General features: G+C 59.3%; 20 protein-coding genes and 1 tRNA gene. 7 read left to right on the forward strand and 14 right to left on the reverse strand.

From position 1 onward, the window contains the following. Positions 1-38 precede the first annotated feature (38 nt). Together O6W96_RS11125 and O6W96_RS11130 are read left to right on the forward strand one after the other, a co-directional pair. Positions 39-899 (forward strand): hypothetical protein, encoded by an 861-nt coding sequence (locus O6W96_RS11125; protein ID WP_353469605.1) that lies wholly within the window; start codon positions 39-41, stop codon positions 897-899. Positions 900-1,238: 339 nt separating this feature from the next. After that, positions 1,239-1,314 (forward strand) — tRNA-Val (locus O6W96_RS11130). A gap of 412 nt (positions 1,315-1,726) precedes the next feature. Here O6W96_RS11130 and O6W96_RS11135 read toward each other — a convergent pair. The 3 genes from O6W96_RS11135 to O6W96_RS11145 all read right to left on the reverse strand — a co-directional run bounded on the left by O6W96_RS11135 (position 1,727) and on the right by O6W96_RS11145 (position 3,048). Next, positions 1,727-1,900, reverse strand: a complete 174-nt coding sequence (locus O6W96_RS11135) for a hypothetical protein (protein WP_353469606.1) — start codon at positions 1,898-1,900, stop codon at positions 1,727-1,729. A 488-nt stretch (positions 1,901-2,388) separates the two neighbouring features. Further along, on the reverse strand, positions 2,389-2,580 hold the full coding sequence (locus O6W96_RS11140) for a hypothetical protein (RefSeq protein ID WP_353469607.1): 192 nt from the start codon (positions 2,578-2,580) through the stop codon (positions 2,389-2,391). 150 nt (positions 2,581-2,730) lie between these two features. Further along, on the reverse strand, positions 2,731-3,048 hold the full coding sequence (locus O6W96_RS11145) for a PilZ domain-containing protein (RefSeq protein WP_353469608.1): 318 nt from the start codon (positions 3,046-3,048) through the stop codon (positions 2,731-2,733). Positions 3,049-3,450: 402 nt separating this feature from the next. Between O6W96_RS11145 and O6W96_RS11150 the strand changes: the two genes are divergently transcribed. From O6W96_RS11150 to O6W96_RS11160, 3 genes are all read left to right on the forward strand, one after another. Beyond that, positions 3,451-3,690 carry a hypothetical protein gene (locus O6W96_RS11150; RefSeq protein ID WP_353469609.1) on the forward strand — a complete coding sequence of 80 codons (240 nt, stop codon included), beginning with the start codon at positions 3,451-3,453 and terminating at the stop codon, positions 3,688-3,690. A gap of 640 nt (positions 3,691-4,330) precedes the next feature. Beyond that, positions 4,331-4,537: a hypothetical protein gene (locus O6W96_RS11155; protein WP_353469610.1), complete on the forward strand. Its 207-nt coding sequence runs from the start codon at positions 4,331-4,333 to the stop codon at positions 4,535-4,537. Next, complete coding sequence (locus tag O6W96_RS11160; protein WP_353469611.1) at positions 4,530-5,597, forward strand: hypothetical protein; 1,068 nt, start codon at positions 4,530-4,532, stop codon at positions 5,595-5,597. Before O6W96_RS11155 ends, O6W96_RS11160 begins: the two co-directional genes overlap by 8 nt. A 147-nt stretch (positions 5,598-5,744) precedes the next feature. On the opposite strand, the gene O6W96_RS11165 is transcribed toward O6W96_RS11160, so the two are convergent. Continuing rightward, positions 5,745-7,037: a tyrosine-type recombinase/integrase gene (locus tag O6W96_RS11165; protein WP_353469971.1), complete on the reverse strand. Its 1,293-nt coding sequence runs from the start codon at positions 7,035-7,037 to the stop codon at positions 5,745-5,747. Positions 7,038-7,044: 7 nt separating this feature from the next. Then, entirely contained in the window at positions 7,045-7,245 is a 201-nt protein-coding gene (locus tag O6W96_RS11170) for a helix-turn-helix transcriptional regulator (RefSeq protein WP_353469612.1), read from the reverse strand. Positions 7,246-7,422: 177 nt separating this feature from the next. On the opposite strand from O6W96_RS11170, the gene O6W96_RS11175 reads away from it, so the two are divergent. Further along, a complete protein-coding gene (locus tag O6W96_RS11175) occupies positions 7,423-7,635 on the forward strand; it encodes a hypothetical protein (protein WP_353469613.1) in 213 nt (70 codons plus the stop codon). A gap of 454 nt (positions 7,636-8,089) precedes the next feature. Here O6W96_RS11175 and O6W96_RS11180 read toward each other — a convergent pair whose 3' ends face one another. The 7 genes from O6W96_RS11180 to O6W96_RS11210 all read right to left on the reverse strand — a co-directional run bounded on the left by O6W96_RS11180 (position 8,090) and on the right by O6W96_RS11210 (position 11,746). Then, positions 8,090-8,308, reverse strand: a complete 219-nt coding sequence (locus O6W96_RS11180; protein WP_353469614.1) for a hypothetical protein — start codon at positions 8,306-8,308, stop codon at positions 8,090-8,092. After that, complete coding sequence (locus O6W96_RS11185; protein WP_353469615.1) at positions 8,308-8,619, reverse strand: hypothetical protein; 312 nt, start codon at positions 8,617-8,619, stop codon at positions 8,308-8,310. Before O6W96_RS11185 ends, O6W96_RS11180 begins: the two co-directional genes overlap by 1 nt. Then, complete coding sequence (locus O6W96_RS11190) at positions 8,613-8,861, reverse strand: hypothetical protein (protein WP_353469616.1); 249 nt, start codon at positions 8,859-8,861, stop codon at positions 8,613-8,615. The genes O6W96_RS11185 and O6W96_RS11190 overlap by 7 nt, the downstream gene beginning before the upstream one ends. Beyond that, the gene (locus tag O6W96_RS11195) at positions 8,858-9,184 is read right to left on the reverse strand and encodes a hypothetical protein (protein ID WP_353469617.1); all 327 of its coding nucleotides are present in this window, start codon (positions 9,182-9,184) and stop codon (positions 8,858-8,860) included. The genes O6W96_RS11190 and O6W96_RS11195 overlap by 4 nt, the downstream gene beginning before the upstream one ends. A 38-nt stretch (positions 9,185-9,222) precedes the next feature. Next, the gene (locus O6W96_RS11200; protein ID WP_353469618.1) at positions 9,223-9,762 is read right to left on the reverse strand and encodes a hypothetical protein; all 540 of its coding nucleotides are present in this window, start codon (positions 9,760-9,762) and stop codon (positions 9,223-9,225) included. Beyond that, positions 9,759-10,829, reverse strand: a complete 1,071-nt coding sequence (locus O6W96_RS11205) for a hypothetical protein (RefSeq protein ID WP_353469619.1) — start codon at positions 10,827-10,829, stop codon at positions 9,759-9,761. Before O6W96_RS11205 ends, O6W96_RS11200 begins: the two co-directional genes overlap by 4 nt. A gap of 143 nt (positions 10,830-10,972) precedes the next feature. Next, positions 10,973-11,746: a S24 family peptidase gene (locus O6W96_RS11210; protein ID WP_353469620.1), complete on the reverse strand. Its 774-nt coding sequence runs from the start codon at positions 11,744-11,746 to the stop codon at positions 10,973-10,975. Positions 11,747-11,817: 71 nt separating this feature from the next. Between O6W96_RS11210 and O6W96_RS11215 the strand changes: the two genes are divergently transcribed. Next, positions 11,818-12,021, forward strand: a complete 204-nt coding sequence (locus O6W96_RS11215; RefSeq protein ID WP_353469621.1) for a carph-isopro domain-containing protein — start codon at positions 11,818-11,820, stop codon at positions 12,019-12,021. A 62-nt stretch (positions 12,022-12,083) separates the two neighbouring features. Here the strand turns inward: O6W96_RS11215 and O6W96_RS11220 are convergent, their stop codons facing one another. Beyond that, complete coding sequence (locus O6W96_RS11220; RefSeq protein ID WP_353469622.1) at positions 12,084-12,380, reverse strand: hypothetical protein; 297 nt, start codon at positions 12,378-12,380, stop codon at positions 12,084-12,086. A 45-nt stretch (positions 12,381-12,425) separates the two neighbouring features. After that, positions 12,426-12,659 (reverse strand): hypothetical protein, encoded by a 234-nt coding sequence (locus O6W96_RS11225; protein ID WP_353469623.1) that lies wholly within the window; start codon positions 12,657-12,659, stop codon positions 12,426-12,428. Positions 12,660-12,672 lie beyond the last annotated feature (13 nt).

Here is a 12,672-nt window from a genome sequence, read left to right on the forward strand (position 1 = left end):
TCGTCACATAGTTGTAATGCGCTCGCATGGAACAATGTTTGACGATCGATACCGAGAATTATCAACAACGTGCACAGCCAGATTGGCAAGGCCTGCTCACTATCATCATGCTGGTATTGGCAGCGGCGCTTTACACTATGCAATTCGTTGACCTCGGTGGAGGTTCAACTGCGGATGGCGTTGATGATGCTTACGATCCTCGGATCGGTGAAATACATACTCTTGAAGGGTTAGAGGCTGAAGCACGGCGCCAGATGCGGAGCACCGGAAATACGCAGCGTGACTTGGCATTAGCTTTGACGAAAATTGTCGCGCTGCATTCAATTCACGGCGTGGCTCGCCAAACGTGGAAGCAAAACTGGATCGCCAATGCTTTGGATATGATGGAATCACCTTATACTTCATATGCTGGATTAATGGTTCCAGAAGACCTTGCAAAAGAAAACGTCGCATTCTGTTCACAGGCGTCATTGCTTCTACAGGAGCTATTCCGTCGTAACGGCATACCTCAGGCCACTGTGCGATTTAACGTTGGCGGGCCGCCGCCGCATTCCGCCGTTGCCGGTAAGCCGGACGGGGTTTGGCGATTCTATGATGCGTCCTACGAACCCGCGCAGCAGGGTGTTCCGTTCGCTCGTCTCAAGGAGCCAGGCAAGATCCTGGAACTGTACTCGGCACCAAAGTTTAAGATGTTAGGTATCGACAAACAGTTCGATGATCTTGCCCGCCGCGGGAAGATTGCGATTATCGGTATCGATGGGCGCGGTCCGGTCCGCGGGATCGCATTTCAGAGACTCACAAAGACCCTCTCGCTGCACGGGTGGTTTGGTCCACTGCTGATCGCCATGTTGCTGTTGTATCGACGCGCTTTTAAGGCTCAAGCCCTTCGATTTGCGTGATCGGATCCGCGTTACATCGTGCGCCATAGCTGCCCATAGCGAAGGGTGCGCCATAGCTGCACATAGCGAAGGGCGGCCCAGCGTTACGCCTTCCTGAATCTTGAGTTTTCGAGTATCGAACGACCCTGGATGGCTGCGAACGAATGCTGGTCCGGCTTGCGGTCGACGTGGTTCGTGAAGCGATGGCGGCAGTCGGTACCGCGGCCGGCGACACATCGGCCACCAGGCGCACTCCTGCCGCATTGCCCTTCCACTGTGTCCCTTCTGTTCCGCTCAGGTCCGCGAAACGGTCGCTTGCGCTCACCAGAAACGACGCTATTGCGTGGGTTTCCCGAGAGGGGGCGATTAGCTCAGTTGGTAGAGCGTCTCGTTTACACCGAGAATGTCGGCGGTTCGAGCCCGTCATCGCCCACCATTCCTTCATGTCATGCTATGACAATGAGGGGCACGGGACCCCAAAAAGCCCACAAATGCGCCATTCCGGCTTCTCATGCGCAATCATTCCATTCCGTCCCAGCACGACGTAAAAAGGGGGGTATTTGGGGGTACCGTTTTCGCAAATGGGGGTATCCGGTTTCAACCCGGCTTTCGGCGTCGATTCGGGCCGTTGATCGGTGCGCGGACGCGACCAGAACGGCGCTAGTCTAGTTAGAGAAGGTCTTCCGACACCTATATCCGGATCAGGTTCAGAGGCGGGTTACCTACCATGCCCCACCCTGTCCCTGGTGTTCCGAAACCCTAGCCTCTCCGCCAGATGCGTCCGGCGCAGCGATCGGTGTACGATCCTCACGCGTTCTATCCCGACGAAGACGGACCGGAGTTCGGCGCTAGGCGTCGAAGCATATCTCCTCGGCCGTTCGTGCCTGCTCCTCGTTAAAGGCGGCAAGGTCCAGATGCATGCCAACGATTTCATCGACGTTCGCTAATAGCGCCAGCGTGACATGGTCACGGGCATCCGCATGCAGCGTATCTATCAGTTCTTCACAATCGGTACTGGTCATCCAGCAGGCTATCAAGCTTCGTCGTTAACGTATCGCTTCCGTTCCGACCGCCTCATCGGTTTGTCACTGCGAAAACTAATCGACTGACGGCACAACGACCGGTTCACGATCATCATGAATTTCTGAGTTCGGAGCGTAACAACTTGGTCTTTCGGAGCCTTAAGCCGATACCAATTCGCGCTCAGGAGTGGCGAAAAGCCTTACCATCCCCTCCGATGTCACCAATAGGTTCGGCGCACCGAACGGACAAACTTCTATCGGCAGGCCTAAAAACGAGATCGGGTTCGTTGGCCGATACCCCAAAACGCGTTGCGTATCTTCCGCTAGCTGATCAATGGTCCCTACGCGAAGCTGCCAACTGATGACGTACTCGCCGCGTTGCGTCGCACGCACGAATGCCTCGCATGGCATCCCGTATTTCCATACGAATTGTAATAATGTGCTATTATACTCACTGCAACACCCTCGGTGTCGCTGCTATCCGACCGTCACAGCGCGGAAGGATCTTCAATCGCGACATGCTGTTGTAGGCGGGCCAACGAGCATGCCGCGAGCAGCTTGTCGGATAGCGCCGACGCAGCCTCGACATCGAGGGTTGCAGCCAAGCCGCGTGCCTCAACAAGGACCCGCCCCTCAAAGGCCGTTATCTCGAGCGCGTCAGGTCGCAGTGTCTCGGCCATTGTGGTTCCCGCTGCCGGGCAACAGTTATCCCGGCAAATCCCGCCATACCCGCATTCTATCCTGATGAGGAAGGCTCGAAGTTCGGCGCATCAGTCAGAACTTCTCGAGGCGGCCGTGCCCTGAACAGCGGGCATCCCGCCCCACGATGACTACCGCTGACGCCCGGCCTTGAGCAGCAACGCTTCAAAAATCTCGACGCTGAGCGGCTCGGCGAATTTGCAACCCGAACTGTACTCGCCCGCCCACATCACGGTAGCGGAGATTCTCCCTACCAGCGGGAGGGTTAGCCAGATGACCGAGCCCGCTGTCAGCGCGGAGTAGGTACTAAGCCGTGCGCCGGTGAGGGAAATATCAGAGACACGACAAAGAGTGCGACGAGCGCCGTCGAGTTCGGCATCTAAGCCAAGAAGAGATCTCGGCGCGCCCCGCTTACTTACTCTCGCCGTTTCGTAATCTGCGCTGAACATAACACTTGTTACGTAAATCAGATTGGCTCTTCAACGTCAGATTCAGAGCATCGGCTTTCCGCCTGGTTAGAAAACGATCGAAAATGAACCGATCTGAGGGACCATTCGAAAACACCTTAACTTCGCTCATGTCGGCGTCACGCGGCTTCGCCATCACCGCTGGCGCCGACCGACGTTCTATCCTGATGAGGAAGGACCAGAGTTCGGAGCCTGATCGATGGCGGTCTCGATTTGCTGCTGAGCCGCCCCGCACGGGTTTTCTCCAATGCTGCGGCAACGCTCGCCACCAACGATCGGCCGCCCTACTGCTTTGGCTCAATACGATTGTGTTATCGCCCAAGGCAGTAAAGATCGAAAGGCCACCTGCTCGACTCGATTCCGAGCTTCCTAGGGTAGGCCCACATGAAGATTACCATCAGCCGGAGCGAAGGCGATCGGCGCGAGGTCGGCGATGTTGTCTGTTTTGAAGGTCGAACGATAGCGAACGATCGTGTCACTGTTGAAGTTAGCCGAGAGGCGTGGGATAGAATCCTTGTCGACTGGCATCGCGATCCAGTAGCGCAACTCGAGGAGATGTCTCAAGACCCTCGATCGCACTGGGCGCATTTCAAGACAGGGAAGGTTTGGCGTCTCTACCTTTGATCACCCGCAAGTTTACGTTCCCTGATTATATCCTGATATAGAGGGTCCGGAATGGGCGGCATCGTAGGGAACTGACGTGAAGCCACGGATGCGAATGGCGTTCGGCGCGACAGTTATACTGGTCCTCTCGCTTGCGGCCTGCGCGTCTCGCGGCCCAGGCTACGTGACGCCCGGCATACCCGCGCCTAATTGCGACGGGTATGATCACCCCGAAGAAAACCCGGCCTGCCCCGAGTGGGTCAGCCCTTGGATGAAGCCGATGTCGCCTACTCCTGCAACCCCGCCGCCTAAATAGCGGAACGCATCGCCTACTGATGAGGAAGGGCCGGAGTTCGGGGCGTAAATATCTTACTATTTTCAAATACGACGCGAGGGCGGGTTCCGTATCGTTTGGGCAGAAGGATTGCTTATTAATCCTGCTCTGTCATTGGCCGCGATCATGTTGGGCGATTCGGACATTCAAGAGTTTTTAGAGCCTCTGCCGGAGGGGTGCCCGCCGGGCGACGCGCTACCGCCAGAGCCGGCAGTGGTCATTCGCTTAGCTAAGGAGCCGACCCCAAGCGCAAATCACTTCGCTTCGCATGCTGCTCGAGGTCTACCGCTCCGCGGACCGATGACCTGCTCTTACGCCAGTTGTTCGTTGTTCTTGCACGACGCGGGCGGCGAGCAACTCAACGCAATGCGTCGTCTGCCGCGTTTCCGGTCATTCAAGTACGCATACCTGGTTAAGGTCGACCAGGGTAGCGGCCTCAGCATCGCAGGTGCCGGAAAGCACCTTGATCTCTGGATGTTCAAGAGCTTCGACCCGGTTGCGGCCGTTCAGTCGGTGGAGGTGATGCATGGCTAAGCCTCGTATGCGCCCTTTCGCGCAAACCGCCGCCCTTGATCGAATTCTGGTGTTCTTTGACGGTCCGCAAGTCGTGCTCTTCCGCTCGGATCGGGGGTTGCCAGCGGTAGGCGTTTCGGTCGGGGAGCCAGACGCCGAATTCTATCCTCTGTTCGTCACAGAAGTGCCGGAGGCGAACTGGAAGCGCTATCTCGCGGAAAAGGTCGACCTACGGTTTTTGTTCACGGCAGGATCCAAACGGCGGTACTTCGCCGACTGGGGCAGGCTAGAGGAAAACGGGCGGCTTGCCTTGTCTCGGGCTGATGACGTCAGCCCCGAGGAAGAAAACGAGCTGATTCCGGCTTCTGGCTTCTGGGTTCGGCATCAGACGGCATCAGCCGACCAGCGCTCGGCGATTAACGACGAAATCGCGAGTTTCGCGATTGATGGCGCGTGGGATGCTAGCGACTTCTCGCGCTTTTATGGTCGCGCAGCGGACCTCTACGCATACATGATCGTGTCCACCAAAGACGCGCTCAATAAACTTTCGAGCGGATCAATCGACGCCGTTCAGGCAGCCATCCGCGGCCAAAGCTTCAGGGGCGGCGGAAGTTACGTTGGTTTCTACGACAAGATCTTCAACCGAGTCGATCAACTGAGCCCGCTGAGGGTACGGCGCATCGCATATGCCTCACCGGGCACCATCGATCTCGTAGGATCACCAGAAGCCCTTCACGACGTCTCCCGCGTGGTTGAATCATTCGGCGGCGATACCGGAGAAATTGGCGAGATTTATCGGCGAATGGACGGCGCTCTTCGCCGTTTGAGCCTCAAGCGCGCTGGACCAGACGCGAATTTTCCAACTTCCGAGATCGGAGACGCCGTCCTTGCGGACGCTTTGCACCTGAATGTGTTGCTAGGCGTCGATGACCCCATGCCCATGTTCGAACTCTGCGACCGCAATGTTCTGGTTTACGCAAAGGTATCGCTTTCGTTCTATCGAAGGGCGCGTGATCTGTACGCATTCCATGCGGAGGGTCGGGTAGAGGCCAAGGCACCAAGCTCCGACATCGCTCCGTAGCTGGCCACTGTGGATCGAGGGTGTCGATGATCATGCGGCGAACCTTCGTTCGGCACCAAACATCGTCACGTCGTCAACAGAGCTCTATCCGACCGGCCTGACGGTTAGTCACCGTACCGACTGTCACCCGGGCCCTCGGCTGAGAACTCAGCGCGCCTGTCCCTCGAGCAGCTCATTGGCCGGACGCAAATTTACGATCAACATGTCGGCCCAGTGCCCAGCGAGCTCACGTCGACGATCCATGTGCAGCGCGCGGTTGTAGGCCATCTCGGAACCGGACATCCCCTTTGGCTTGTGTGCCAGCATGGCGTCGATGATCGCGCGGTCGTCGGGACGCCGCTCACGGATCGCCCGCTCGTTCATGATCGTCGAGAATGTTGCTCGCCAGCCATGCGGGACGTGACGGCCGGAATAGCCGTTGCGGGCGTACATGTAGCCGATCGTGTTCTCACTCATCGGATGGCGAGACGACCGGATGCTCGTGAACAGGTAGGCTGATCGGCCTGTTAGGCGCCGCACGGCGTGCAGGACCTCAACCGCCTGGGGGGGCAACGGTATGACGTGCTCGAACGCCTCGTCGTCCTTACTCTCCATGTCGAGCTTCATGCGCTCGGCGGGGACGCGCCAGATGGCCTCCGGCGCGATCGCCGCGGGATCGGTCCAGTCGATACCTTCAAACTCTACCCATTTGGCGGCCCGCACCACGCCAGGGCGGACGACGGTGAGCGCGAGGAGTCGCGACGCGAGCTTCGTCAGCGGTCCGGAGGTGGTGTCCTCCATTACGAGCAGGACTCCTCGAGCCGCTTCGATCGTTTTTACCGCCGGCTGCTTGCCCTTCTTCGTGACCGGTTTCAGCGCACGTCCGATCGAGGCAGCAGGATCGACGGCGCAGATGCCCTCCGCAATCGCATAGCCGAAGACGGCCGAGACGTGCTGTCGGATGCGCTTGGCCGTATCGATCGCGCCGCGGCCTTCGACCTTGCGCAGCATCCTGAGCACCATCGGTGCGTCGATCTCGATCAGGGGCAGGGGGCCTATAACCGGATAGACGTCACGCTCGAACGCCTGGCGGACTTTCGTCGCTTGAAGCGGCGACCATCGAGTGGTCTGGTCAGCGTGCCATCGTTTGGCAGTGATCTCGAAAGTCGCGCCAGCGGCGGCGTATGCTTCCATCTTCCGCTTGCGCTTCTCGAGAGCCGGATCGCGATGGTCTCGCAGCATCAGTTTGGCTGCATCCCGCTGGTCGCGAGCCGCTGTGAGCGACACCTGCGGGTAGGTGCCAAAGGTGATCACCTTTTCCTTTTCAGCGTACCGATACTTCATGCGCCACGACCGTGCGCCTGCCGGCGTGACGTATAGGTAGAGCCCGCCGCTATCGGCCAGTTTGTACCCTTTCTCGCTCGGCTGTGCCTTGCGTACCTGCAGATCCGTGAGGGGCATCAGCCTTCTACGCCGCCGCGGTCTGATCGAAGCCAGCAACCCAAGCGTCGACGTCGCCTTCGTACCACGCGACCACGTGCACGCTCAGCTTGCGCCGCTGCGGGAAAGAGCCGTCTTCCATCTTCCGATAGATCGTGGCGGTCGATAGGCCGGTGCGGTGACGCACTTCGGCGATCCGGATCAGGCGATCCTTGCTTCGGTCGGTCATTCTGCATTGCCCTTCGTAGAGAAGCACTGGTGGACGGCGTCAGTCAGCTCATCGTGCCTGACGGTATGGCGAGCGCATCCGGGCCCGTGTCGATCTGGACGCGGTGACGTTCGATGGCCAACTGCACTGGCGACCTGGGGGCAGGAGCCAGTAATCGTGTTGAAAACTATGTGGAACATGCCCGCCGAACTGCTGCGCGAGGCCTCCGACAACGATGGTGTCGCCATCGAGGACACTGAGAACGTCGCAAGCGGGTCGCTCGAGCAGATGGTTGAAGCATTCGGAAAATATGATGGCGAGGAAGCCGAGCGCCTGATCATCAAATGCGCCGGCCGGGACCGACCGATCACATCGCTCGAAATTCGCGATCTCCGAAGGATCCCAGCCTGAGATAGAACCGCGATAGAACGGATTTGCTTAAGAGCATTGTTCTGTGAACGTTCCAACCTTACAGAGTAGGTCTCTGACTTTGATGGGGGGAACGTCATGGACATTCCATGGAATGAACTGGCGACGCTAATTCGCATCACGGATCGAGCAAACGGTGCTGAGGCCGCGAGAGAAATACTGTTCGAAGGCCCTCTGTTCCGCGTTGTCGCGAAGGTCGCGGGAACGCCGAAAGAGGCCAGGCGGGGCTTCTCGGTGTCGCTACCCGATCGGCGGATCCGCCCGCATACATTTGACGGGTACGCGCTTCTGGCGTTGATCACGGATCCAACCCGTCCACCAGGCGAAGCCGAGCCTCGCCAGTAAGGAAGGCACGGAGCCACTTTGTCCGACGGAACTGCTAGCTGAGCCTTCACGCAACGATCTCCCGGAACGGCGTGACCGGTATCTCCCTGCGTCATCGTTGATACCTCGTTCTGACAGCCTCAATCCGGCGGTTGCTCGCGGCGGGCAGCGCGGGCGAAGAAGTCCTGCGAGAAAAGCGATCGATCGTTCGCGCCTTGGCGGCCTGGACGACGCGCTTCGTCGTTCGATCAATGATCACGTCTGCGACCTTCCCAGCCGCCCAATCGGCGACGTAGAGCGCAGCTCGCGCGGCGAAGGCGTTGCCCGCCATCACGCGACCCGGCGCAAGGGAACGACCGTGTTGTCGATCCCGCCGCCTGGGCCGACCCGCTCGCCGTCATCGGGGCCGCCACCTGCACCAGCTCGCACGACCCACTCGCCGCAACCGCGGCTCTCGTGGGTCACCGGGAACATCGACACCGGAAACGGGGAGTTGCCCTGGACGACGCTGGGCGCGCGGCGTTCACACGTGCCCTCGTCGGCGGCACACGAAGGATCGCGCTGCGCATTCGCGAGCTTCGGCCCCATGCGCTGCCAGTGGCGGCAGGTCGCGCACGAGTTGGCCGATCGGTTCGTCAGCATGTCGGAACCCTCCCGTCCCACCGGCCGCACTCGCTTTCCTGATGCGTGACTGGGAAGGCGCTGGCGACGTAGATGTCCCGCTCGATGTCGTCGTACTCGGAAAGCGGCACGCTTAGGCCGGGCAGCATCCGCGCGAGCAGCGTCTCGCTGATGCGGGGCGGGTTGTACCGGCAGTCGCCGAACTTCTTCGAGATGTCGCTCTCAGCGTAGCGGTCCCAGAACCGGCATGATGCGCAGGTCATGCTACCATCTCCATCTTGCGAGTCATCAGCCGCTCGAGGCGTTCGAAATAGTCGAGCCGGCTCCGCGTGCTGTCGTCGTACAGCCAGAGGCTTCCGTCTCGCTGGTTCCACCAGACGTCCTTCAAGGCCGAAGGATCGCGGCTGAAGTACACGGCATGCCTCAGCGCTGTTTCGTCGTAATTGACGAAGCCGTCCTGTCGGCGGAACCCGAGCGGCACGTAGTCGCGGTTGAGCGGCAGATACGCGTGCTTGCGACCGGCAACACCGATGCGCTGGTACAGGTACGGCATCCAGATTTTGAAGAACGTTGGCGTGCTGGCCATGCCGTGTCCGCCGGTCAGGGCCGTTGCTTGGTCCGGCGTCACGAGTTTGCCCCCTCGGATCGAGCAGCGGCACGAGCCTTACGCTCCGCTTCGTAGGTGCGCTGGCGGCGAGTCTCACGCTCGATGACCACAGCGACGCTCACGAAGTCCTCGGGTTCGGCGTCGTACCCAAACTGATAGATCGCACCGTTGGGCATCTCCAGATATTCCGGGTACCAATTGCCAGAGCTGGCGGGGTTGAATCCGCGACTAACACCCGCAGGCGTGACCGGGCGGATTTGGCCGTCGATGCAAAGCGCCCACGCGATGATCGGCGCCTTGTCCACGATGGGCCGCTCGTCTTCTGTCAGTCCACCGAACACCGTGATGAGGCGGGTCCCAGCCTCCACCGGCATAAGTTGGACAGGCCTGGCTTCCAACGCAGCGTAGTCGAACGCGAACAGCTTCAACGGCTCTCCACCCGAGTGAAGCTGCAAGAGGTAGTGCTCGGCATGCCTGGGCGTCTGGTAGTGATGCTGGACGGCCTTGATGTCCGACAGCGTGCAGACGTCGCCGCACGATTCTACGAGGCCGATCATACGCCCTGCTCCGCCAGGCTGACACCTGCGATGTTTTCGCCCCGAGCGAAGCTGAACGCACTAGTGATAGCCCGGCCGATCTCAGTAGAGATCGCCATCCGGGACTTGGACAAATTCCAAGCTTGAGCGCTCAGCTCGTTCACCATGTCTGGGATGGGTGAGAACTTCCGCAGGTCCCTGCTCAGCCCGCTCAACAGTTCGCCGCCGTTGACGTCGAACTCGCCATACTTTCGATCGAATGGCCCGAACGAGGGGGCGTCGGCGGTTTCAATGCAGGTGAGAAGCGTCATGAACAGCAGGTCGTGCACGTTCTCGGCATCAACGTCGCTGACGAGCGATCGCGCCTTCGCCGCCGCAGCGCAGCGCGCATCTCCATCATCATCGCTCGAATAGAATGAGCAGGCGTGCGAAGCGGTCTCACCCCAGTACAGGAACGCAGCGTACATAGCCGGTGACAGCACACCGCGTGCCGTGTCGATCAAGCTGCAGGTCATGTTCTGGATCGGCTCAATGTCGTCCGGCGCTTTGTTCGCGAGGATCGCCTGCGCATCACGGTCAAGTGCCGCAACTAGCTCGTTGACCTTGCCTTCATTCAGATGGAACTCATCGCTAACGAGCGCGCGGATCTTGTAGGCGAGCTCGCTAGCGCCGTGCGCCGGCAGCATGCCGAGCTTGCATGTGGCGTCCACGACGGCCAACACCAGATCGTCGTACTGCTCTTCGATCTTCTCGTGGTCGGAATAGGTCGCATCGATGTCCTCGCCGCGCGCCCGCATCGCTTCCATCATGTCGTTATGCGGGATGATAACGTCGCGGTGAAACTCGTCGCGCGCCGTGACTGCAACCGTTAACGCCTTGACGGCCTCGTCCCAAGTAAGGGTCGGTACGACTCCCTGGTCCCAAACCAGGCCGTCCAGCGTGCTGTCGCGGGTGTCCGCCGGCAACTTTGCCATTGCGTCGTGAACCGCAGTGGTCGCCTCGCCTGCGATGAAGGCGACGTGGAAGTTCGGGCGCGGGGTCGGCGCCGGCGAGTAGGCAAAATCGGTATGTTTGAGCTGGGTTGCCACGTGCGTTCTCCTGCGAGGACGCAGGAGTGCGGCAGAGGCTTCCTATCGAAGCGTGCTGTACGGGCCTGCGACAACATGTTCGGCGCTAAGCCAAGCTGCTGTACAGTTCGTGTACGTTTGAAACGTACACTGCGCAAGGGAAATTATGGAAAGAGCAATTCCACGGTATTGAATACCCGGTGGATCCTCGCAACGTCCATCAACCGAAGGTCGAACTTCACGCTCGGGTTGAACTGCTCGAGGTCGAGCTTTTGGACATCTCTGGCGATCAAGCGCGCTAAGATCACCGGCCGAAGCCCTCCTCGCGTAGTCTGATGTTTCAGGAAAATAAGAACGTCCTCGCCAGCTTTTGCGGGGCGTCGAGGGTCAAGCAATATGACATCGCCGGACTCGTATCTCGGGGCCATGCTGTCGTGACCGACGTAGAGCCCATATAATCCCGAAGTGAAGCTAAGAGGTCGTGGCTTGAAAAACCAGTCGATAGGTGAGTCGAGATCAAGACCTGAGATCACGCTGCCCATAGGCCAGCGTTTGAATTCCGTCTCGCCGTTGAATATCGATTGAGAATACACCGGAATAGTGGGTGAAGTATCCTTCCCCGGGGCCGTGTCGGTAGTTGTCACTCCCTGCCTGTTCTGGGAACCGGCTTCTTCAAAGGGGATGTTAACCAAGCGCATTATATCTTCTGGCTGCACTGTAGGGTCGCCGTGCCCGCTGAGCGCAGGAATGAGCCGGTTTGCAACCTCTAGCGGCAAACTCGGAGGATTGTAGTCTTCACGAAAGAACGCCTGGGCAGATGACCGCCCTGCATACCCGGCGTCCTTGGCAATCTCGGCCAAGCTGCGCCCAGTATGCGCCTTGATGGCGAGCAGGTGACTGCCGACTGTAGCGTCAGTGGGTAGTTCCCAGAAATCCATAACGCTCCATCTACGATCAAGACGCGTACGTCCAGTTGACATGGTGTACGTCGAGAACGTACAGCAAGGGTATGACGACGAAGGAACTCATCAACAGTATGGGGGGCATCCGGGCAACTGCTCGCTGCTTGGGTCATCGCAGCCACACGACAGTTCAAGGGTGGTGCGTGCGCGAAGTCATTCCCACTCGTCAGCAACGACAGATTCTCGAGTTAGCTCGGAAACAAGGTATCGTGATTGAGCCTATCGATCTCATCGCTGGCGTAAGATCATGACGCACCGGCCTCTGCCTTCGGAGGGCAGCGCTCTGTCAGCTATTGAATGCGAGCGCGCTGCGTTACTCGGCAGCCACAGCCACGGGCGCGAAACCGGTCTCGATTGCGGCGGCAACTTCTTGCTGAGAAGAGCGCGCAGCGTTGCGGTCCATGGATCGTACCATAGCATCAGCGACGCGTTGCCCAGCATCGGCAGGAATGATTCCGGCCTTAACCAGTTCGGTCGTGAGCGCCACGACTCCAGCAGCGGCACATGCAGTGGTCCCAGCGACCGCTTCCAATGTGGCGAAGTATTTGGTTGCGTTATCAGGCACGACTCGCCCCTGCTCTTTAGCACAGCAACCGACGATGCTACCCATTTCGAGGTTAACATCAACCGTCTTGACGTACTGATCTTTCCAATCTCAGTCATTTACCGGCACCGTCCCGCGCACGACCTCGATGATGTCGGTAAGCACCCGATGCGGCGTGCCGTGGATCGTCATCCAGTTCAGATGATCCAGCTCGTCGAGGAACCCGTGCACGACGTCGTTGCCGAGGTCGGCGTTGCGCATGGCGTCCGTCACCGCTGCGATCAGATTGGCAATCGCGATGACCGTCAGGTCGATCCGTTGCCGTGCTTTCCTGTCTTTCACCATGCAGAGGCAATTG

This window comes from Sphingomonas faeni (assembly GCF_040407495.1).
Lineage (GTDB): Bacteria > Pseudomonadota > Alphaproteobacteria > Sphingomonadales > Sphingomonadaceae > Sphingomonas > Sphingomonas faeni_D.